The following is a 20,628-nucleotide window of genomic DNA, read 5'->3' as shown; positions in this document are numbered from 1 at the left end:
TGGCGTGGTGCGGCTGATCGGCAGGCTTTTTAACTCAGCACCGGTTCATTCAACAACTGAAGAGGAAAATAATATGAAATACGCTCGCGCAATTGCATTCGCGGCCTTGGCCGGCATCACCGTCATTGGCAGCGGCTGCGCCGTTGGGCGGGGCCAGGAGACGGCCGGCTCCTACATTGACGATGCGGCCATCACGACCGCGGTGAAGGCCAAGTTCGTGGGGGACAAGACCGTCTCAGCCATGTCCATCAGCGTTGAAACGCTCAATGGCACGGTTCAGCTGTCCGGCTTTGCCAAATCAAGCACGGAAAAAGCCCAGGCTGAAGATCTTGCCCGTGGCGTGAAGAACGTCAAGGCCGTTCGCAACGACATCGTCGTTCGTCCCTGACCGTCCCTGACCGGTACCCGCCGCCTTCAGGTTTCTGGAGGCGGTGAGCACTGTAAAGGGTCAACCGAAGGCAGACGGTGGAGTTTTCATCGTCTGCTTTTTCCGCCTGCTTCCACCTGCACCTGGCCGGTGGAGGTCATGCGGCAGCGTTTCTCTGTTAACCCGCCTTCACGGTGAGCCGGTTCTCGACCGAATTCACACCTTTGACAGTTTTGGCAAGGGTGCCGGCTCTCTCGCGCGCAGCTTCGGTAGGGGCAGAGCCCGTCAAGGTGACAGCGCCATTTTTGGTATCCACATTGATTTTCAGGGCGCTCAGCTCGGGATCCCTGGCAAGCCCGGACGACACTGCGGCGGTGATGGTCACGTCGTTGATCTTTTCCCCGGCCTTGTCCGCTATCTGCTTGCCGGAGGCTTCAACCTCCCGGGTCGCATCTTTCATCGCCACACCGGCATTGGCCATGGCACTTTCGGTCTTGGCTTTCGCTTTCTCGGCGGCCTGTTCGGTTTTCGCAATGGCGGTGTCCAGCTGCTGGCCGGCCGTTTTGCCATCATCTTGCTTGCCGCAAGCACTCAAGGCGAAAAGAAGGACCAGCAAACTGCCTGTCAGCCTCACCCGGGGCTTGCAATGATCGGAAGGTGTTTCTTTCATGAGTACTCCTGTTCGTGATCCTGTCGTCGTGAAATAGGCACCAGGCACGCTCAACGAGCAAGTGGGGCCGGACCACACAGCAGGCGACGATCCTGAGCCGTGTCTCTCGACCTTAGCCATGGACCCCGCCCCTGTCAGGTCGGCGCCGGCCGAAGATGCCGTAGGACAAATCCAAATCCCTCATCCGGCGCCGGACTGGCATCTTCAGAAAACACCGCAATTCAGGAAACTGTTCACAGGCTCAAGCGTGGCAAGGTCCATGCTGCTTGCGAAAGGCCCGGGGATAGACCGGGGGCATGGCATCAGACGGCGAGAAAAGACCAAGTCCTGCGGCTTTCGCGCGGCTTTGCTGCAGGGCGTAGGGGCCCGCACGCCGGCCATACTGATACGACCACGCCTGGCCTTGCGAGACCATCCATTGGCCCAGGTCATCGCCATTCAATTCCAGCCGGGCCAGCAGCCGACCGTAATCGTCGTGGCGCCTGCCGAAAACCGCGATGCGCTGGCCCAGGGCCCGCCGCTTGAGCGCATCGCGGGAAATGCCACCTCCCGGCTGGCAAATTTCGGGGGCGTCAATGCCGTCCACTCGAACGCTGACGGGCTTGCCGCCATCCGCTGGCCGCACCCAGACGGTGTCGCCATCCACGACATAGGTCACCACGCCCACCCACATGGCCTGGGCCGGAGCCGACGCACGCGCGGGACCGCAACAGGCCAGCCAGACCGCCAGGGCGAGGGCCGCGAGCGCTTTCACCTCGTCACGGATTGCCAGGCTCATAGACTGTTAAATTGATAACGCACGATTCCTTGCCTGACGGATTTTCGGCCGAAATTAATGATTTTTTACAGGCACCGCGACCGTCCTGTGCGTCTTGTGCCTTTCCGCCGGCACCGAAGCCGAGCCTCTACTGACGCCCCTAAAGAGCCCCCCTAAAGACCGAGCGCAGGACCCGGCGCAGCTTGACCGGATTGAACACCAAATGTACCCGAAGAACTGTACGAATAAACAGGGTATCCGCTTAGCTCCAGCAGGTTCAGAATAGCTGGATGGATAACCAGATATTAGCGCCACAAGCTGGGAAGGACTACCCGCAAAGCTGGAACGAATTTCTCGACTGGTTCGCCACCGACGTCGCTGTTCGAGCGGCTCCGCACCGAGGCCACAGGGTTGGCTGCGTGCGACCGACACCGAAAAGGGGCGTTTGAACTTACTATCCTCCAAAAGCAAGGTTGCTCCCTACTCTGACTGCGACAAGGAGAATGCGATGACCATGGTCACTGGCTTGTTCAAGGACAAGGACAGCGCGGAGCTCGCTTTCCAGTCCGTTGTCGACCTGGGCTACGACAAGAGCGATGTCAATGTGGTCATGTCCGACGAAGTTCGCCAACGATACTTTCTCGCCCACAACCCGACCACAGATCATCCAGATACGACTGATCTGGAAGAGAAGGCCGCTGCAGCAGATATCAACAACCCAGCGAACAACACGTGGGGTGGTCCGGTGGGTGGGACGGTGGGCACGCTTGCGCCGGTAGTTGCAGCTGTGGGCGTGTTACTGATTCCTGGCTTCGGGATAGTTGCCGGGCCGTTCGCCATAGCACTGATAGCTTCCGCAGCGACTGGTGTAGCGATCGGCCTCATGGGAATACTCAAGAATTGGGGCATTCCGGACTCGCGCGTCGAGCAGTACGAAGTCGGACTCCGTGTAGGCGGCATTCTGCTTGGTGTGAAAGCGCACTCCGATGCAGATGCCTTGCAAATCCAGCAACGTTGGCAAGAAAGCGGTGGGGAACACATTCATTCGTAGGCCCCTGAGCCATCGCGCTGGCAGTCACCTCGATGGGCCGCCCGATTTCCTTGTCCCGGAACCGCGGGCGATGCGTGGGGGCCGAAGAGGAAATCGAGAGTCAGGATCACCCATGTGTTATTCGGCTCAGGTCTGGGCGGACTACCGCCGCTACATCCGCGACTTCGGCGCCGAACTCGACATCAGGGAGTTTTACGAGCCGGTGACCTACCAGAGCGTCATCAAGGGCTTGTCTTCGCCGTCATCGAGCGAGTAGCATTAACTGGATGGACATCCAGTTAAATCCGATTGCTGGAGCTAAGCGGATACCCCTTACGAATAACCAGCAAATCTGGCGCATCGCATCGTATTCTAGGCAGTGACCACCCAGCCTTCCAGCGTGTCCGTGTCGGGTGGCAAGCCATAGTGGGGGGCACCCTGCTGCGCTGCCCACGCCGCCTGCATGAGGCACAACACGGCATCCAGGCTGTCGCCGCTGGCATCGTCCACGAGGGCGTCCCGCTGGGCATGGCTGACCTTCAGGCGCACCCCCAGCCGGGTCTGTCCGTGCTCCAGTGCGGTGATCAGGTCCTTGCGCGCAATCAGGCGATCGGCTGTCTGCTTGGCGCGGTCATCACTTTTGTAGGACCGGTTGCCGAGCACCTCCCGGGCCAGCAGTCCGGGATAGCCTTCCAGCGCGACACGGTTGACATCCCCCTCGTGCAGGCACGGAAGGTGCACGCCAGCTTCCAGCAGCCGGGGCACACCGGCATGCAGCATATAGGCCACAGGCGGATTCACCCACTTCATGGATGGACTGGAGCCGGCCGGCCTGTCTGCCGCGCGGTGGGCAAACTTCCCTCCGACGGGGCGCGCATCGCAAAAGGCGGCGAAGGTGTCGCGTATCTCCGGCCGGCTCAGGCTGGCGTAATGGCGAATCAGGGCTGGCCACTGCTCGGGCCAGCCGAGATGCACCACCAATTCACGCGGCAGGCCGAACGGGAAATCGAAGGCAGCGATCCAGGCACCTTCACGGCGCAGCCATTCATCAAATTCATCCAGTGAGGCCACGCGTTCGAGACGGGCCAGCAGCACCCGCCCCTGCGATGCAGTGCCCGCAGCCATCACGATCGGCTTGCGCCGTGTGGGACTGCTGGAAAAGTCGCAACCGATCAGCAGGCCGGACGTCATATGCTCATGCACCCACTGCCAGCAGCACCATCACGCCGGTCACAATGAAAACCGTGCCAGCAATCAGGCCCGGCCAATGATGGCGGCGGTCGCCATCAATTCCTCCAGCAAGGCCATCGATACCTTGCCCGATACCGAGTAAGGGTCGAGTTCCGGCTTTTCGGAATATTTCAGCAGGATGGAGTGGTTGAGCTTGAGCAGGTTGACCTGCCCCATGGTCCAGCCGCCGAAGCGGCGTTCGGAAATTTCTTCATAGTCGAGCAGCGCCACGTCCTTGTGGCGCGGGTCCCGCTGGATGTGGCCATACAGCTCGCTGACGGCCATGCGGCCGCCCTCGATGGCCTGCAGAAAAATCCCCCCACCGTAACAAAGAATGCCGGTGATGCCGCAGGTCGGGTTGTACTGGCGCGACTGGGTCAGAATGGCCTCAATCGCATCGGGACGGGTGTCCAGCGCGCGACTGGCATAAAGCAAACGGACTAACATGGGATCATCCTTTCTGTGGAATCAGGGCAAGGAATTCACGGCGCAGGTTGGGGTCCTTCAGGAATACGCCGCGCATCACCGAATTGATCATCTTGCTGTCCATGTCCTTGACACCGCGCCAGGCCATGCAGTAGTGGCTGGCTTCCATCACGATGGCCAGGCCATCCGGCTGTGTTTTCTCCATGATGAGATCGGCCAGCTGCACCACGGCCTCTTCCTGGATCTGCGGGCGCCCCATCACCCACTCGGCCAGCCGCGCGTATTTGGACAGGCCGATCACATTGGTGTGTTCATTGGGCATCACCCCGATCCAGATCTTGCCGATGACCGGGCAGAAGTGGTGCGAGCAGGCGCTGCGCACGGTGATCGGCCCGACGATCATCAATTCGTTGAGGTGTTCGGCATTGGGGAATTCGGTGATGGTGGGCGGCTGCACATAACGGCCCTTGAACACCTCGTTCAGATACATCTTGGCGACGCGGCGCGCGGTGTTGTTGGTGTTGTGATCGCCGGCGGTATCGATCACCAGGCTGTCGAGCACGGTCTGCATCTTGACTTCAACTTCGTCAAGCAGCTTTTCGAGCTCGCCCGGTTCAATGAACGCGGCAATGTTGTCGTTCGCATGAAAACGCTTGCGTGCCTGATGCAGGCGCTCGCGGATCTTCACGGATACGGGCGTTCCCTCGTCGGTGGACCCCTGGGGGTGCGTGGTGGATTTCATAAGCATGCCTGATATTACCAGCCCGTCCTGAAACAGTCTTGTCCCGAAATTTACAAGGTTTTAAGCTCCCAGCCCACAGGACACAAGCGCATGAAGCTATATATTTGATAGCAAAATAGGGGCTGCCACGGCTCCCCCGCCAGTGCCGGGGCGATGGGCTCAGTAACGCTGTCCGGTTATCAGCAAGGCCAGTCGCATCAGGGCATAGGCCATCCAGCCCCGCAGACGCTGGCCCAGCGGCCGCTGGCTGTAGACGGCGGGGTCGATGCGCCGGCCGTAGCTGGTCATGGCCACGCACAGGCGGTCTCTCAACGCTTCGGCAAACGCCTTGTTCTCCACCACCACATTGGCCTCCCGGGCCAGCAGCAAACTGAGCGGATCCAGGTTGGACGAGCCCACCGTGGCCCAACGTCCGTCCACGACGGCCACCTTGGCATGCAGAAAACTGGCCTCGTATTCATGGATTTCCACCCCTGCCGCCAACAGGGCGCCGTACACCGGCCGCGCCGCATGGTATTGCATGAAGTATTCGTAGCGTCCCTGCAGCAGCAGGGTCACGCTCACACCGCGTCTGGCCGCATTGATGAGGGCGCGGCGCAGTTTGCCGCCGGGCAGGAAATAAGCGTTGGCAATGATGATTTCCTGGCGCGCCTGGCCAATCGCCTTGCGGTAAGCACGCTCGATGCTGCTGCGGTTGCGCAGGTTGTCGCGCAAGATCAGCGCGGCCCGCGCGCCCGGCGCACCGACAAGCCTGAAATGTGGCCGGCCGGTGAGCATCCCGTTGCCGGTGCGGCCGCCGTAACCGGCCGCCTTGAACTTTTCCCACGCCGCGCTCAAATGCCTTTGCCGTGCGCTGTAGCCGGCCTGAACGCGCCACCACAGCAGGGCGGCGGCGTCGGCAGCATCGGCGGCCAGCGGCCCGGTCACAGCCACGGCGAAATCCAGGCGCGGGGACTGGAGCTCCCCATGGTTCGGATCGTAGAAGTCATCCAGCACATTGATGCCGCCACAAAAAACCACGCGCTGGTCTACCACGCACAGCTTGCGGTGCAGCCTGCGCCAGCGGTCTGGCAGCAGCATGCCCAAGCCGCCCAACCCGCCGAAACCGGTACCCAGCGGTGAGTAGACGCACCACTGCACGCCCGTTTCGCTGAACTTTTTTTGCCACTCGGCCGGCAAAGGACCGGTGCCGATGCCATCGACCAGCACCTGCACCGTCACGCCGCGCCCCGCTGCCCGCGCCAGCGCCTCGGCCACCTCCGCTGCGACTCCGTGAACATCAAAAATATAGGTTTCCAGCTGTATCCAGTTGACCGCGGCATCAAAGGCCTCGATGAGGGCCGGAAACAAGGCCTGGGCGCCCTCGAGCAATTGCACGGCTTCGGACTTGTGGGGTGGGGACATGGGCCGGGGAATTTCGTGTGAGGGGCAGGGCTGGTGGGTTTCAGGTGTCAGGTGTCAGGTGTCATGAGGACGGACTTGTCAGCCCATTTAAACCGACTGCCCTGCATTTGCCAATCGGCTGCGACCCAGATGCGGGCAGCGCACCGGCCCCGGCGTGAAGTAGAACGACAAGACCAACCGCGCGGCCGGGTCCGCGTCAAGCCATGAAGCGTGGCAGGAACAGGAGCGCTTCGGCGTTTGAGGGTGAAAAACAGAGATCGGCGGCGGCCCGGTACGGCAACCACTGCCAGGCTGTGTGCTCGCGCGGATGGAGGGTCACAGCGCAGGTCTCGGGCACGCACAAGCCGAACACATGCTCGGTATTGTGCGTCACCCCTGGCGCGTAACGGTGGCGCCAGGCCGGGTAAATCTCGTAACTGTTGGAGAGCGCCCAGTCGCGAAATTGCGCGGGTGCGGCGACGATGCCGGTTTCTTCCCTCACCTCGCGCAGCGCCGTCTGCAAAAGCGGTTCGTCCACCGTGTCTTTGGAGCCGGTGACGCTCTGCCAGAAGCCCGGATGGTCGGCTCGCTCCAGCAACAGCACATCGAGCTGCGGCGTATGGATGACGACCAGCACCGACTCGGGAATCTTGAAGCGCTTCATGGCTCCTCAAACACCGACGGCCCCCGAGGCGCAACGAGCAAGCGTGGTGACGGCACCCCCTTCAAGCAGGGGCCGCGGAACCGGCTCAGCCGGGCCGCAGGCGCAGCGGCCCCCTCGGGGGGCAGGAAGCTACGCGAAGCGAGCGACCGTGGGGGCCACATTCAAACCGGCAGCGGATTGCGCAGGCGGATATGCAGCTCGCGCAGCTGCTTTTCATCGACCGGGCTCGGCGCATGGGTCAACAGGCACTGCGCCCGCTGGGTTTTCGGGAAGGCAATCACGTCACGGATCGACTCGGCCCCGGTCATCATGGTGACGATGCGATCCAGGCCAAAGGCCAGGCCACCGTGCGGCGGAGCGCCGTATTGCAGGGCATCCAGCAGGAAGCCGAATTTCTGCTGCGCTTCTTCCGGCCCGATCTTCAGCGCATTGAACACCTTGTTCTGCACATCGGCACGGTGGATACGGACCGAGCCCCCACCGAGCTCCCAGCCGTTGAGCACCATGTCGTAGGCCTTGGAGATGCAGCGTCCGGGATCGGTGTCCATCCAGTCTTCGTGCCCGTCCTTGGGTGCCGTGAAGGGGTGGTGCACCGCGCTCCAGCGCTGGCCTTCTTCATCAAATTCAAACATTGGAAAGTCCACGACCCACAGCGGCTTCCAGCCGGCGGTGAACAGGCCGGTCTTTTTACCGAATTCGCTGTGGCCGACCTTCAGGCGCAGGGCGCCGATGCTGTCGTTGACGACTTTTTCCTTGTCGGCGCCAAAGAAAATCAGGTCACCGTTCCGGGCACCGGTGCGCTTGAGGATTTCGGCGATGGCTGCGTCATGGAGGTTCTTGACGATGGGGCTCTGCAGCCCTTCACGGCCCTTGCCCGCATCATTGACCTTGATCCAGGCCAGGCCCTTGGCGCCGTAGATCTTGACAAACTCGGTGTAGCCGTCGATCTCGCCGCGGCTCATCTCGGAGCCACCCGGCACGCGCAGCGCAACCACGCGGCCGCCCTTGGTGGTGGCCGGCGTGCTGAACACCTTGAAATCGACATCGGCCATGACATCGGTCAGCTCGGTGAATTCGAGGTTCACCCGCAGGTCGGGCTTGTCGGAGCCGTACCGGTGCATGGCATCGTTGTAGGCCATCACCGGGAACTCGCCCAGGTCGGTATCCAGCACGGTCTTGAAGATGTTGCTGATCATGCCCTGGAACATGTCGCGGATGTCCTGCTCCGCCATGAAGGACGTCTCGATATCGATCTGCGTGAATTCGGGCTGGCGGTCGGCGCGCAGGTCTTCGTCACGAAAGCACTTGGTGATCTGGTAGTAGCGGTCAAAGCCGGCCACCATCAGCAACTGCTTGAACAGCTGTGGGCTTTGCGGCAATGCAAAAAACTGCCCTTCGTTGACGCGGCTGGGCACCAGGTAATCGCGCGCGCCTTCGGGCGTGCTCTTGGTCAGCATCGGGGTTTCAATGTCGATGAAACCATGGGTGTCGAGGAACTTGCGCGTCTCCATGGCCACGCGGTAACGCAGCATCAGGTTCTTCTGCATGTAGGGGCGGCGCAGGTCCAGCACGCGGTGCGTCAGGCGCGTCGTCTCCGACAGGTTGTCGTCATCGAGCTGGAAGGGCGGCGTGACACTGGGGTTGAGCACGGTCAGCTCATGGCACAGCACCTCGATCTTGCCGCTTTTCAGGTGGTCATTGACCGTGCCCTCAGGGCGGGCGCGCACCACGCCCTTGACCTGGACGCAGAACTCGTTGCGCACGCCTTCAGCGGTCTTGAACATATCGGCGCGGTCCGGGTCGCAGACCACCTGCACGTAACCCTCGCGGTCACGCAGGTCAATAAAAATCACGCCGCCATGGTCGCGCCGGCGGTTGACCCAGCCGCACAGGCTGACGGTCTGGCCCATGAGGCTTTCGGTCACCAGACCGCAATAATTGGAACGCATTTGGGAAACGATAGCCATAAAAATACTCGAACTTTCAATGCCTCTTGGGCTCTTGGGCAGTTTTCGCCGTTTACAGGGGTTGAGTCGGCGGCGGGAGGGGCTTTGCGGGAACAACAACGCCCATCGAAATCACGTACGTCAGCGCCTCATCGACGCTCATTTTCAACTCGATGCACTCTGCTTTTTTCAGCATGACGAAGTAGCCGCCCGTCGGGTTGGGGGTCGTGGGGACGTAGACGCTCAGGTAATCATCGGGCAAATGGTTGGCCACATCACCACCGGGAAAACCGGTCAGGAACCCGATCGTCCAGACGCCTTCACGCGGCCATTGCACCAGCAGGGCCTGGCGAAAGGCATCGCCGCTCTCGGAAAACAGGGTGTCAGACACCTGCTTCACGCTCGAATAGATGGACCGCACAATCGGAATACGGTGCAGCAACGAATTACCCCAGGAGACCAGCTTTTTGCCGAAGAAATTGCTGGCAATGGCACCCATCAGCAGCACGATAAGCAGCGTCAGCAACACCCCGAAACCGGGAATGTGAAACCCGAGCAGCCTGTCGGGGTGCCAGGCGCCCGGAAGAATCAGCAGGGTCTGGTCCAGCGTTCCCACGATCCAGTCGAGTACCCACAAGGTGATGGCCAGAGGCACCAGCACCAGGAGTCCGGCCAGAAGCCATCGGCGAATGGAACTCATCACGCGGCTTTGGACGACGAATCGCTGGTCGCGCCCTGGCTGGCCGGCGCTGCAGCAGGCGTAGCTGCTGCGGGGGCAGTGGCCGTTGCAGCGGCCGCGCCTGTATCGGCGGATTTGCTGCCTGTGCTTACCGCCGCCGTCGACCCGCCGTCACCCGATTTGGCAGGCTGCGCCGCCTTGTCCGTGCCGCGGAAATCGGTCACGTACCAGCCCGAGCCCTTGAGCTGAAAGCCGGCTGCGGTGACTTGTTTCGTGAAAGTGGGGCTCCCGCAGTGCGGGCAATCGGTCAAGGGCGCGTCCGATATTTTTCGCAAGACGTCCTTGGCATGCCCGCAGGACTCGCATTTATAGGCGTAGATTGGCATAGTGCTAGAGGTTCTGTCCGGGAAATTGCGCCTGAAGAAGGCTTACCAGTGCAAAACCTTCAATTATAGGCGTTGCCGCCAACTTCAAGGCAAACGGGCGGGGAGACCCACAGCGTTCGGACCTGTGCGGCAGCCGGCTCGGGCCGGCGTCAAAAAATACGGACCCGCAGCAGCAGTTGCATGGCAATCAGGCCCAGCACAAAGCCCAAACCACCGTAGATCAGGCTTTGCAGCAGTTTGTTGGTGCGCTTTTGTTCGGCCAGCAGGGCTTCCAGGTCGCGGCGGCTCGGCCCTGACGGCCCTTTGAGGTACTGGGCCAGCAGGCGCGGCAGCACGGGCAGCAGCTTGGCATAGGCCGGGGCCTCGGCCTTGAGCTGGGCCAGCAATTTTTCGGGGCCCACCTGCTCCAGCATCCATTTTTCAAGAAAAGGCTTGGCCGTGCTCCAGAGGTCAAGTTCGGGATCCAGTTCGCGCCCCAGCCCTTCGATATTGAGCAGGGTTTTTTGCAGCAGGACCAGTTGCGGCTGAATTTCCACGTGGAAACGGCGCGAGGTCTGGAACAGGCGCATCAGCACCAGGCCCAGCGAGATTTCCTTGAGCGGCCGGTCGAAATACGGCTCGCAGCAGGCGCGAATGGCGGCTTCCAGCTCGTCCACACGGGTGGTGGCGGGCACCCAGCCGGACTCCAGATGCAGTTCGGCAACGCGCTTGTAGTCGCGCTGGAAGAAAGCGCTGAAGTTGTGCGCCAGATACTCCTTGTCCACCTCTGTGAGCGTGCCCACGATGCCGAAATCCAGCGAAATATAGCGCCCGAAGGTGTCCGGGGCCAGGCTGACCTGAATATTGCCCGGGTGCATGTCGGCATGAAAAAAGCCATCGCGGAACACCTGCGTGAAGAAAATGGTGACGCCGTCGCGAGCCAGCTTCTTCATGTCCACGCTGGCGTCGCGCAGGCGCTGGCTCTGGCCGATGGGCACCCCCTTCATGCGCTCCATCACCATGACATCGGGCATGCAGTAGTCCCAGAACATTTCCGGGATCATGACGAGATTGAGGTCCTGCATGTTCCGGCGCAGTTGCGCCGCATTGGCGGCCTCACGCAGCAAGTCGAGCTCGTCGTGCAGGTATTTGTCAAACTCGGCTACCACTTCGCGCGGCTTGAGGCGCTTGCCATCGGCGGATGCGCCTTCCACCCAGCCGGCCATCATGTGCATGAGCGCGAGGTCTTTCTCGATCGCGGGCAGCATGTTGGGGCGCAATACCTTGACTGCCACTTCACGGCCGTCGTGCAGCGTCGCAAAGTGAACCTGGGCAATCGACGCGCTGGCCACGGGGGTGTGCTCAAACGTCGCGAATATACGGTCCAGGGGCCGGCCAAACGCCTTTTCGATGATGGCAACGGCCACCGACGATTCAAAGGGTGGCACCCGGTCCTGCAGGCGCGCCAGCTCATCGGCGATGTCGGGCGGCAGCAGGTCGCGCCGTGTGGACATCACCTGCCCGAACTTGACGAAGATGGGCCCCAGCGCTTCCAGTGCCTCGCGAAGACGGGCGCCACGGGGAGCGCTCAGGTTGCGCCCCAGCGAGACGATGCGGGTCAACCGGCGGATCCACGGCTTTTCGAAGCTGGACAACACCAGTTCGTCGAGGCCGAAGCGAAGCACGGTCCAAACGATGAACCCGCCCCTGAACACCCGGGTCATGCAGAAGCCTTCGCGGCATCCGGGGAGGAACCGGACGCTGCGGATGAAGTGGGAGATGAGGTAGGGGATGAAGGGGAAGATGAGGACGGGGACAGCGGTGCCTGCGCCAGAAACTGCTTCAGGCCGTCCAGCAGCCGCCTGCCGGCATCGGCAAGGGCATGCGCCGGCGCATCGCCTATCAGGCGGGAAAGACCCTCTTCGGCATCCCAGCGCAGGTTCTCGGCCAGCCAGCCAAACTCGGCTGCCAGTTGAACATCGCCCTCAATTTTCACCGGAGGAGATTTGCCGGCCATCACCGACTGCATGATGACCAGGGGCGACTCGGTGGCCACCGAAAGCAGCAAGTCAGGCTTTGCCGCGGGTGACGCGCGGTCAACCAGACCCGCCGGGGTGACGACCAGGTCCAGCGCAAAAACGCCCCACCGGAGATGGACAACACGGCCCTTTTGCCGCAACAGCCGGTCCTGCGCCTGTTTCTCCTGCAGCAGGACATGGTTCAAGAACAGCACCAGCCGCTGCTGCCCTTCATCGACCACCCAGGCGGGTGGCTGAAAACGACTCGCGACAGACTCAAGAAAAGAAAAAGGGGACGTGTTATTCATACGTCCCCGATTTTGACAGCAATGTGGCCCCCACGGTCGCTCACTGCGTGTAGCTCTCTGCCCCCCGAGGGGGCCGCTGCGCCTGCGGTCTGGCAAAGCCAGTCCCGCGGCCCCTGCTGGAAGTGGAAGTGGAGACCTGCGCGCGGGTTTACTGGAGAGCTTGAACGCCGGCTACGAGCCAGCCGCTGCCGCCGTTACGCGGCTTGGTCATGTTCCAGACTTCGCGGAAGGGGCTGGCACCGGCGGAAGCGTCTTCGCGGATCATGCCCGAGAACTCCACGCTAGCCATATACGTATCGCTCAGCTCCTCTATGCCCAGCAGCTGCGCATTGAGCATCACGACCTCGGTCCGGTTGACCACACCACCAGTGTGCGATTCGCGATCGGCCAGCTGTGCCTTGATCTGCTCGAGCATGTCGTCGGTCATCATGGCGCGCAAGCTCTGGATGTCAGAGCGGTCCCAGGCGTCCTGCAGCGTCACGAAATTCGCCTTGCTGGCCTTAAGGAAGCCCTCGGCATCAAACCCGGCGGGAACGCCCCAGGTCTGGGTGCCGAGCAAGGCCGAGCCAATCATCGAGCCGGTGGCAGGCGTGGCTCCCGCATCGCGGTTCGCGTCGAAGGCCATGCCGCTTCGCTCCCACGGGCGTGCCGAGGCATCGTTGCCGACATTCTCGGGGCTGTAGTTCCTGGGGGTGGCAGCGTTGCCCGCACCCTGGAAGGCAAATGGCTCCTGCGTGCGTGGAGCCGCGGCACCGGCCCCGCCGCCCTTGAGCTTGCGCATGATGAACCCGACCGCCACCATGATCACCAGGGCCAGCAACGCGAACATGATGACCTGGCCGAAGGCTTCACCCAGGCCCAGCGACGAAGCCAGCCAGGCCAGGCCGAGGCCGGCAGCCAGGCCGCCCAGCATGGCGCCCCAAGGTTTCTTCGGCGCAACCGGGGCAGGCGCCGCGGCCGGTGCAGCCGGTTTGGCCGCAGAGTTGGTTGCAGAAGTGGCGCCACCCGATGTGGACTCACGCTGCGTGACGTTGGACGATTGCTTGCCAAATGACTTGCCGCCGCCCAGACGCGCAGCCTCTGCGTCCGTCCCCGGCAGAGCCATGGTGAGCGCCATCACGGCGGAAAGAATGATTGACCAAATCTTCATAACGTCTCCTTGAGCAAGCCTTGCGCCTGTTTGTTTATTTAAGCCGGTTTAACTTCTTCAACACTTCTTCAGCATTTGATTGCAACATGCAATGCCACTACCCCGCCCGTCAGGTTGTGATAGTCCACATGACCGAAACCACCTTTAAGCATCAGGGCTTTGAGTTCTTCCTGGCCCGGATGCATGCGAATCGACTCGGCGAGGTACTGGTAGCTTGAGTCGTCGTTGGCCACCAGCTTGCCGAGCCTGGGCAACACCTTGAACGAATACCAGTCATAAATCTTTTCCAGCGGTTTGGCCACCTTGGAAAACTCCAGCACCAGCAGTTTGCCACCGGGCTTGAGCACACGGTTCATTTCGCGCAAGGCATCTTCTTTATGCGTCATGTTGCGCAAGCCAAAAGCGACGGTGACCACGTCAAAACTCGCATCGGCAAACGGCAGGTGTTCTGCATCACAGACCAACGTGGGCAGGTTCACACCAGCGTCCAGCAGCCGGTTACGCCCTTCCCTGAGCATCGCCTCGTTGATGTCAGTGTGCACCACCCGCCCGCTGCTGCCCACTTTGGGCGCGAAAGCCAGGGCCAGGTCGCCCGTTCCGCCGGCGATGTCGAGCACCTGCTGGCCCTCCTTAACGTTGGCCACCAGCACGGTGTAGGCCTTCCAGGCACGATGCAGACCCATCGACATCAAGTCATTCATCACGTCGTATTTGGGCGCCACAGAGTCAAACACGCCGCGCACGCGTCGCGCCTTGTCCTGCTCCTCGACGGATTCAAAGCCGAAATGGGTTTTCGTCATAGAGTGAATGCTAGAGGGCAATGCCCTTGGTTAGTGGCGACAACCCTGCACTGCTTCAGGGCATTGTGGGGTTTTATGCCGGAAAAACAACAGTCCAGGACAGCAACGCTTGCAGGACTCGCCGTCAGTGACTTTCCTCAGTGATTGCCACAGGCGTGGCCTGGGGCTTCGACCATCGGGGTGTCCCTGTCCCGGCCTGCAGCCTGCAGCCGTCGGGTGTAGTCGTCCCAGAGCCGGTCCTGGTCGGCGCCCAGATGGTACAGGTAGTCCCAGGAAAAAATGCCGCTTTCATGGCCATCGGAAAACACCGGCTTGACCGCGTAGTTGCCTATGGGCTCCAGCTCGACGATATTGATCTCGCGCTTGCCGGTTTGCAGCACCTCCTGGCCCGGTCCGTGCCCTTGGACTTCTGCGGACGGCGAATATACACGCATCAGTTCAAACGGAATCCTGAACCCGGCGCCGTCCGAAAAGGCGATTTCCAGCACGCGGGACTGGCTGTGAACCGTCAGCGCCGTGGGAGTCGGTGAACCGGCCTGGAGACCTGCCATGGTGATGCATCACTTTCTGAATAAACCAAATCGAAATCTCGTGCGGAAGGAACGCCCGTCGCGGGAGCGAGAGACCGTCCTCCCGCGCTCTGCCCTTCTACACCAGCACGCGCTCGATCCCGCCGTGGTTGGCAGCCTCGACATAAGCCGGCAGCCATTCCTTGCCCAGAATCTGGTTGGCCATTTCGACGACGATGTAATCGGCCTCAAGCAGGCCGTTTTGCAGGTCGTCGCCATAGCGGGACAGGCCCTGCAGGCAACTGGGGCAACTGGTCAGTATCTTGACGTTCTCGCCCTCGCCCACCGCTCCAGTGGCCCGCAAATTGGCCTCGCCCTTGCGCAGCTCTTCTTCCTTGCGGAAGCGGATCTGCGTTGAAATGTCAGGTCGCGTGACGCCCAGCGTGCCCGATTCGCCGCAGCAGCGCTCGTTCTTGAGGACGTTGTCGCCGAGCAGCGCCTTGACGGTCTTCATCGGCTCCTGCAGTTTCATCGGGCTGTGGCAGGGGTCATGGTACAGATAACCCTTGCCGGGCTGGTCCGTCCGCAGCGTGATGCCTTTTTCCAGCAGGTACTCATGGATGTCGATGATGCGGCAGCCCGGGAAAATTTTCTCGAACTCGTAGCCCTGCAACTGGTCATAGCAGGTGCCGCAACTGACCACCACGGTCTTGATGTCCAGGTAGTTCAGGGTGTTGGCCACGCGGTGGAACAGCACCCGGTTGTCGGTGATGATTTTCTCGGCCTTGTCGTACTGGCCGGAGCCGCGCTGGGGATAGCCGCAGCACAGATAGCCTGGCGGCAGCACGGTTTGCACGCCGGCGTGCCACAGCATGGCCTGCGTGGCCAGGCCGACCTGGCTGAACAGGCGCTCGGAGCCGCAACCCGGGAAATAAAACACCGCCTCGGTTTCCGCCGTGGTGTTTTTCGGATTGCGGATAATCGGCACGTAATCCTTGTCTTCGATGTCCAGCAGGGCGCGGGCCGTCTTCTTGGGAAGGCCGCCAGGCATTTTCTTGTTGATGAAGTGGATCACCTGCTCCTTGACCGGCGCCTTGCCGACCGTGGCCGGCGGCCGGTCGGTCTGCTTGCGCGCCAGCTTGCGCAGCAGGTCATTGGCCAGGCGCTGGGCCTTGAAGCCCACGTCGACCATGGCGCCGCGCATGAACTTGATGGTTTGCGGATTGGTGGCGTTGAGGAAGAACATGGCGGCCGCATTGCCGGGCCGGAAGGACTTCTGGCCCATCTTGCGCAGCAGGTTGCGCATGTTCATCGACACATCGCCAAAGTCGATATCCACCGGGCAGGGGGTCAGGCACTTGTGGCATACCGTGCAGTGGTCGGCCACATCCTCAAACTCTTCCCAGTGTTTGATGCTGATGCCGCGCCGGGTCTGCTCCTCATACAGGAAGGCCTCCACCAGCAGCGAGGTCGCCAGGATCTTGTTGCGCGGGCTGTACAGCAGGTTGGCGCGCGGCACATGCGTGGCGCACACCGGTTTGCATTTACCGCAGCGCAGGCAGTCCTTGATGCTGTCGGCAATCGCGCCGATGTCAGACTGCTGCATGATCAGCGACTCATGGCCCATCAGGCCGAAGCTGGGCGTATAGGCATTCGTCAAATCGGCCGGAAGCCTTTTCCCGTCCTGCGTATTCAGCTCCTGATTCCGCAGCAGCTTGCCTTTGTTGAAGCGGCCTTCGGGGTCGACCTTCTGCTTGTACTCGGTGAAGGGACGCAGTTCCTCGTCGGTCAGGAAATCCAGCTTGGTGATGCCGATGCCGTGCTCGCCCGAAATCACGCCATCAAGCGAGCGCGCCAGCACCATGATGCGCGCCACGGCTTCATGCGCGGTCTGCAGCATCTCGTAGTCGTCGCTGTTGACCGGCAGATTGGTATGCACGTTGCCGTCGCCCGCGTGCATGTGCAGCGCCGCCCACACACGGCCCTTGAGCACCCGTTTGTGAATGGCATTGCACTCTTCCAGGATGGGCAAGAACGGCGCGCCGCTGAAGATGGCCTGGAGCCTAGCCCGGATCTGCGTCTTCCAGCTGGCGCGCAGCGAATGATCCTGCAGTTGCGGGAACAACGCCTCCACACCCTCCAGCCAGCCGGCCCAGAGGGCACGGACTTCGGCAATCATGGCAAGCGCCTGGCCGACCCGGTCTTCCAGCAGCTCGGCCGACGGGATGTCGTTGGCATCGTCCGATTTACCCAGGGGCAGGTTGCCCTTGAGGAAAAAGGTCTCCAGCTCGTCGCACAGCTTGATCTTGTTGCGCAGGCTCAGCTCGATATTGATGCGCTCGATGCCGTCGGTGTACTCCGCCATGCGCGGCAGCGGGATCACCACGTCCTCATTGATCTTGAAGGCATTGGTGTGCCGGGAAATGGCGGCAGTGCGCTTGCGGTCCAGCCAGAATTTCTTGCGTGCATCCGGGCTGATGGCGATAAAGCCTTCACCGTGGCGCGAATTGGCAATGCGCACCACTTCCGAGGTTGCCCGCGCCACCACATCGGCATCGTCGCCGGCAATGTCGCCAAACAACACCATCTTCGGCAGGCCGCCGTGTTTTTTCGACTTGGTCGCGTAGCCGACCGCCTTGAGGTAACGGTCGTCCAGGTGCTCCAGCCCGGCCAGGATGGCGCCGCCGCGCTTTTGCTCGGAAAACATGAAGTCCTTGATCTCGACAATGCTGGGCACGGCGTCCTTGGCATTGCCGAAGAACTCCAGGCAAACGGTGCGCGTGTGCGCGGGCATGCGGTGCACGATCCAGCGGGCGCTGGTGATGAGCCCGTCGCAGCCTTCTTTCTGGATGCCCGGCAGTCCGCTCAGGAACTTGTCGGTGACGTCCTTGCCCAGGCCCTCCTTGCGGAAAGTCTTGCCCTGGATGTCAAGGCGTTCCGTGCGCACCGGCGTCTTGCCGTCGGCTTCAAAATACTTGAGCTCGAAACTCGCCATCTCGGCGTCGTGGATCTTGCCCAGGTTGTGGCCCAGCCGGGTCACTTCCAGCCACTGGGCCTGTGGCGTCACCATGCGCCAGGAGGCCAGATTATCCAGCGCCGTACCCCACAGCACAGCCTTTTTGCCCCCGGCATTCATCGCGATATTGCCGCCGATGCAGGAGGCCTCGGCAGACGTCGGGTCAACAGCAAACACAAATCCGCCCCGCTCGGCGGCATCGGCCACGCGCTGCGTGACCACACCGGCTTCGGTCCAGACCGTGGCCACCGGCTGCGCGATGCCGGGCAGCGAGACCATTTCGACCTCGGTCATCGCTTCGAGTTTTTCGGTGTTGATGACGGCCGACTTCCAGGTCAGCGGAATCGCGCCACCGGTGTAGCCGGTCCCGCCGCCGCGCGGCACGATCGTCAGGCCCAGGTCGATGCAGCCCTTGACCAGCCCGGCCATTTCCTGCTCGGAATCCGGGGTCAGCACGACAAAGGGGTATTCGACACGCCAGTCGGTGGCGTCTGTGACATGCGAGACGCGCGACAGCCCGTCAAACTTGATGTTGTCCTTGAGCGTCAGCTTGCGCAGTTTGCGTTCGGTCTGGCGGCGCAGGCCGGCCACTTCCTCAAACGAGGCCGAAAAGCGGCTGACCGCACTGCGGGCCGCGTCCAGCAGTTCGCCAACGATGGCGTCGCGCTGCGGGTCGGCATCGGGTGTGCGGCGCTTTCCGACTTCGGAGAGGCGATGATGCAAGGCATCCACCAGCAGCTTGCGGCGTTTGGGGTTGTCCAGCAGGTCATCCTGCAAATACGGGTTGCGCTGGACCACCCAGATGTCCCCCAGCACTTCGTAGAGCATGCGGGCGGACCGCCCGGTACGCCGTTCGTCACGCAGGCGGTTCAGCAAGTCCCAGGCCGGCGCGCCCAGCAGACGAATAACCACTTCACGATCGGAAAAGGACGTGTAGTTATAGGGAATTTCGCGAATGCGTGCTTCGCCGGGCTTTGCGTCATCCGCAAAAACGTTCAATTCTTGAAGGGTAGTAGGGGCGTTCATCGTGAAAATCAGCGGCTTCGGACCCACGTCCAGCGCTGTTGCCCTATGTTACCGCAGCACAGCATTTGGCCGGGGGCCCAGCCCAATGGCCTCATGGAAACCCCGCTTGTTAAGAAGGCACCAAATCGCTTAAATCGGCCTGTCACAAACAGGTCCCAGACTGCCCAACTTGAATAAGCGACCCAAAAATGGGCCTTCACCTCAGGAGTTTTCATGAAATCCCGTCTATCTGCGTTGACTTTCGCCGCCTGCGCCCTGCTTGCTCCCCTGGCGAGCCAGGCGCAAACAGAGATCCAGTGGTGGCACTCCATGGTTGCCGTCAACAACGAATGGGTCAACGACCTGGCCAGGGATTTCAACGCGAGCCAGAAGGAATACCGCATAGTGCCCACTTACAAGGGCAGCTACGACGAGTCGATGACTGCCGCCATCGCCGCCTTCCGCGCCGGTAACGCGCCGCACATCCTGCAGGTGTTCGAGGTAGGTACCGCCACCATGATGGCCAGCAAGGGCGCGATCGTGCCCGTAGCCAAGGTCATGAAGGACGCCGGACAGAAATTCGACCCGGCTGCCTACATATCGGCAGTGGCCGGCTACTACACGGCACCGAACGGCCAGATGCTGAGCTTCCCGTTCAACAGCTCCACCACCATTTTTTACTACAACAAGGACGCCTTCAAGGCGGCGGGCCTGGACCCGGACAAGGCGCCCTCCACCTGGCCCGAAGTCGCGCTGGCCGCGGCCAAGCTCAAGGCCTCCGGCCACAAGTGCCCCTTCACAACGGCCTGGCAGGGCTGGACCCAGCTGGAAAGCTTTTCCGCCTGGCACAACGTCGAGTTCGCCAGCAAGTCCAATGGCCTGGCCGGCATGGACGCGCGGATGAAGATCAACTCGCCACTGCACCAGCGGCATATCGAGAACCTGGCCAGCATGTCCAAGCAGGGCCTGTTCGTCTACAAGGGCCGTGGCAATGTGCCCGAAGCGAGTTTCATCTCGGGCGAGTGCGCAATGATCAACACCTCATCGGGCTTCTATGGCAATGTGGCCAAAAACACCAAATTCGGCTATGGCTTGGCCCCGCTGCCCTACTACCCTGACGTGCCCGGTGCGCCGCAAAACACGGTGATCGGGGGTGCCAGCCTGTGGGTCATGTCAGGCAAGAAACCCGCTGAATACAAAGGGGTAGCAGCCTTCTTCGGTTACATCTCCAGCCCTGAAGTGCAGTCCGCCAGCCACAAGCGTACCGGCTATCTGCCGGTCACCACGGCGGCCTACCAGCTCACAGAAAAATCCGGCTTCTACAAGGAAAAACCGGGCACCGATGTCGCCGTGACACAGATGATTCGCAAGGTCACCGACAAGAGCCGCGGTATCCGCCTGGGCAACTACGTACAGGTTCGCGCGATCGAGGATGAAGAGCTCGAGCAGGTCTGGAGCGGCAAGAAATCAGCCAAGGAAGCGCTGGATGCCATTGTGAAACGCGGCAACGAGCAGCTCGAACGCTTCGAGAAAGCCAACAAGCCCTGAAATCTCCGGCGCCGG

General features: G+C 61.6%; 20 protein-coding genes. 4 read left to right on the top strand and 16 right to left on the bottom strand.

The genetic code is table 11. The features are described from left to right. The first annotated feature begins 73 nt into the window (after positions 1–73). Complete coding sequence (locus BPRO_RS04310) at positions 74–388, top strand: BON domain-containing protein (protein WP_011481833.1); 315 nt, start codon at positions 74–76, stop codon at positions 386–388. A gap of 157 nt (positions 389–545) precedes the next feature. Here BPRO_RS04310 and BPRO_RS04305 read toward each other — a convergent pair whose 3' ends face one another. Together BPRO_RS04305 and BPRO_RS04300 are read right to left on the bottom strand one after the other, a co-directional pair. Next, positions 546–1,037: a BON domain-containing protein gene (locus tag BPRO_RS04305; protein ID WP_011481832.1), complete on the bottom strand. Its 492-nt coding sequence runs from the start codon at positions 1,035–1,037 to the stop codon at positions 546–548. Positions 1,038–1,278: 241 nt separating this feature from the next. Beyond that, positions 1,279–1,815 carry a thermonuclease family protein gene (locus BPRO_RS04300; RefSeq protein WP_011481831.1) on the bottom strand — a complete coding sequence of 179 codons (537 nt, stop codon included), beginning with the start codon at positions 1,813–1,815 and terminating at the stop codon, positions 1,279–1,281. Between the two features lie 487 nt (positions 1,816–2,302). On the opposite strand from BPRO_RS04300, the gene BPRO_RS04295 reads away from it, so the two are divergent. Beyond that, complete coding sequence (locus BPRO_RS04295; RefSeq protein WP_041388345.1) at positions 2,303–2,845, top strand: hypothetical protein; 543 nt, start codon at positions 2,303–2,305, stop codon at positions 2,843–2,845. A 112-nt stretch (positions 2,846–2,957) separates the two neighbouring features. Beyond that, a complete protein-coding gene (locus BPRO_RS29420; protein ID WP_157045719.1) occupies positions 2,958–3,101 on the top strand; it encodes a hypothetical protein in 144 nt (47 codons plus the stop codon). A 95-nt stretch (positions 3,102–3,196) separates the two neighbouring features. Here the strand turns inward: BPRO_RS29420 and BPRO_RS04290 are convergent, their stop codons facing one another. The 14 genes from BPRO_RS04290 to BPRO_RS04225 form a co-directional block, all read right to left on the bottom strand. After that, positions 3,197–4,015: a DUF429 domain-containing protein gene (locus BPRO_RS04290; RefSeq protein ID WP_011481829.1), complete on the bottom strand. Its 819-nt coding sequence runs from the start codon at positions 4,013–4,015 to the stop codon at positions 3,197–3,199. 63 nt (positions 4,016–4,078) lie between these two features. Next, positions 4,079–4,501 carry a BLUF domain-containing protein gene (locus tag BPRO_RS04285; protein ID WP_011481828.1) on the bottom strand — a complete coding sequence of 141 codons (423 nt, stop codon included), beginning with the start codon at positions 4,499–4,501 and terminating at the stop codon, positions 4,079–4,081. 4 nt (positions 4,502–4,505) lie between these two features. Beyond that, positions 4,506–5,228 carry a GTP cyclohydrolase I gene (folE, locus tag BPRO_RS04280; protein WP_011481827.1) on the bottom strand — a complete coding sequence of 241 codons (723 nt, stop codon included), beginning with the start codon at positions 5,226–5,228 and terminating at the stop codon, positions 4,506–4,508. A 153-nt stretch (positions 5,229–5,381) separates the two neighbouring features. Next, entirely contained in the window at positions 5,382–6,626 is a 1,245-nt protein-coding gene (gene clsB, locus BPRO_RS04275) for a cardiolipin synthase ClsB (protein ID WP_011481826.1), read from the bottom strand. Positions 6,627–6,822: 196 nt separating this feature from the next. Continuing rightward, positions 6,823–7,269 carry a dihydroneopterin triphosphate diphosphatase gene (nudB, locus tag BPRO_RS04270; RefSeq protein ID WP_011481825.1) on the bottom strand — a complete coding sequence of 149 codons (447 nt, stop codon included), beginning with the start codon at positions 7,267–7,269 and terminating at the stop codon, positions 6,823–6,825. Between the two features lie 161 nt (positions 7,270–7,430). Beyond that, positions 7,431–9,236, bottom strand: coding sequence for an aspartate--tRNA ligase (aspS, locus tag BPRO_RS04265; RefSeq protein ID WP_011481824.1), 1,806 nt, complete (start codon positions 9,234–9,236; stop codon positions 7,431–7,433). 52 nt (positions 9,237–9,288) lie between these two features. Beyond that, positions 9,289–9,915 carry a DUF502 domain-containing protein gene (locus BPRO_RS04260; RefSeq protein WP_011481823.1) on the bottom strand — a complete coding sequence of 209 codons (627 nt, stop codon included), beginning with the start codon at positions 9,913–9,915 and terminating at the stop codon, positions 9,289–9,291. Beyond that, entirely contained in the window at positions 9,915–10,280 is a 366-nt protein-coding gene (locus tag BPRO_RS04255; RefSeq protein ID WP_011481822.1) for an FmdB family zinc ribbon protein, read from the bottom strand. The genes BPRO_RS04260 and BPRO_RS04255 overlap by 1 nt, the downstream gene beginning before the upstream one ends. A 149-nt stretch (positions 10,281–10,429) precedes the next feature. Further along, positions 10,430–11,983, bottom strand: a complete 1,554-nt coding sequence (gene ubiB / locus BPRO_RS04250) for a ubiquinone biosynthesis regulatory protein kinase UbiB (RefSeq protein ID WP_011481821.1) — start codon at positions 11,981–11,983, stop codon at positions 10,430–10,432. Continuing rightward, positions 11,980–12,585 carry a hypothetical protein gene (locus BPRO_RS04245; RefSeq protein ID WP_011481820.1) on the bottom strand — a complete coding sequence of 202 codons (606 nt, stop codon included), beginning with the start codon at positions 12,583–12,585 and terminating at the stop codon, positions 11,980–11,982. Before BPRO_RS04245 ends, ubiB begins: the two co-directional genes overlap by 4 nt. Positions 12,586–12,733: 148 nt before the next feature. Next, positions 12,734–13,735 carry a Tim44 domain-containing protein gene (locus tag BPRO_RS04240; RefSeq protein WP_011481819.1) on the bottom strand — a complete coding sequence of 334 codons (1,002 nt, stop codon included), beginning with the start codon at positions 13,733–13,735 and terminating at the stop codon, positions 12,734–12,736. Between the two features lie 68 nt (positions 13,736–13,803). Beyond that, complete coding sequence (gene ubiE, locus BPRO_RS04235) at positions 13,804–14,535, bottom strand: bifunctional demethylmenaquinone methyltransferase/2-methoxy-6-polyprenyl-1,4-benzoquinol methylase UbiE (RefSeq protein WP_011481818.1); 732 nt, start codon at positions 14,533–14,535, stop codon at positions 13,804–13,806. 137 nt (positions 14,536–14,672) lie between these two features. Continuing rightward, complete coding sequence (locus BPRO_RS04230) at positions 14,673–15,086, bottom strand: gamma-butyrobetaine hydroxylase-like domain-containing protein (RefSeq protein WP_011481817.1); 414 nt, start codon at positions 15,084–15,086, stop codon at positions 14,673–14,675. 97 nt (positions 15,087–15,183) lie between these two features. Beyond that, the gene (locus tag BPRO_RS04225; protein ID WP_011481816.1) at positions 15,184–19,086 is read right to left on the bottom strand and encodes a DUF3683 domain-containing protein; all 3,903 of its coding nucleotides are present in this window, start codon (positions 19,084–19,086) and stop codon (positions 15,184–15,186) included. 213 nt (positions 19,087–19,299) lie between these two features. Here BPRO_RS04225 and ugpB point away from each other — a divergent pair, with 213 nt between their 5' ends. Then, entirely contained in the window at positions 19,300–20,613 is a 1,314-nt protein-coding gene (ugpB, locus tag BPRO_RS04220; RefSeq protein WP_011481815.1) for a sn-glycerol-3-phosphate ABC transporter substrate-binding protein UgpB, read from the top strand. Positions 20,614–20,628 lie beyond the last annotated feature (15 nt).

This window comes from Polaromonas sp. JS666 (assembly GCF_000013865.1).
Lineage (GTDB): Bacteria > Pseudomonadota > Gammaproteobacteria > Burkholderiales > Burkholderiaceae_C > Polaromonas.
This window is presented reverse-complemented; position numbering and strand designations above follow the sequence as displayed.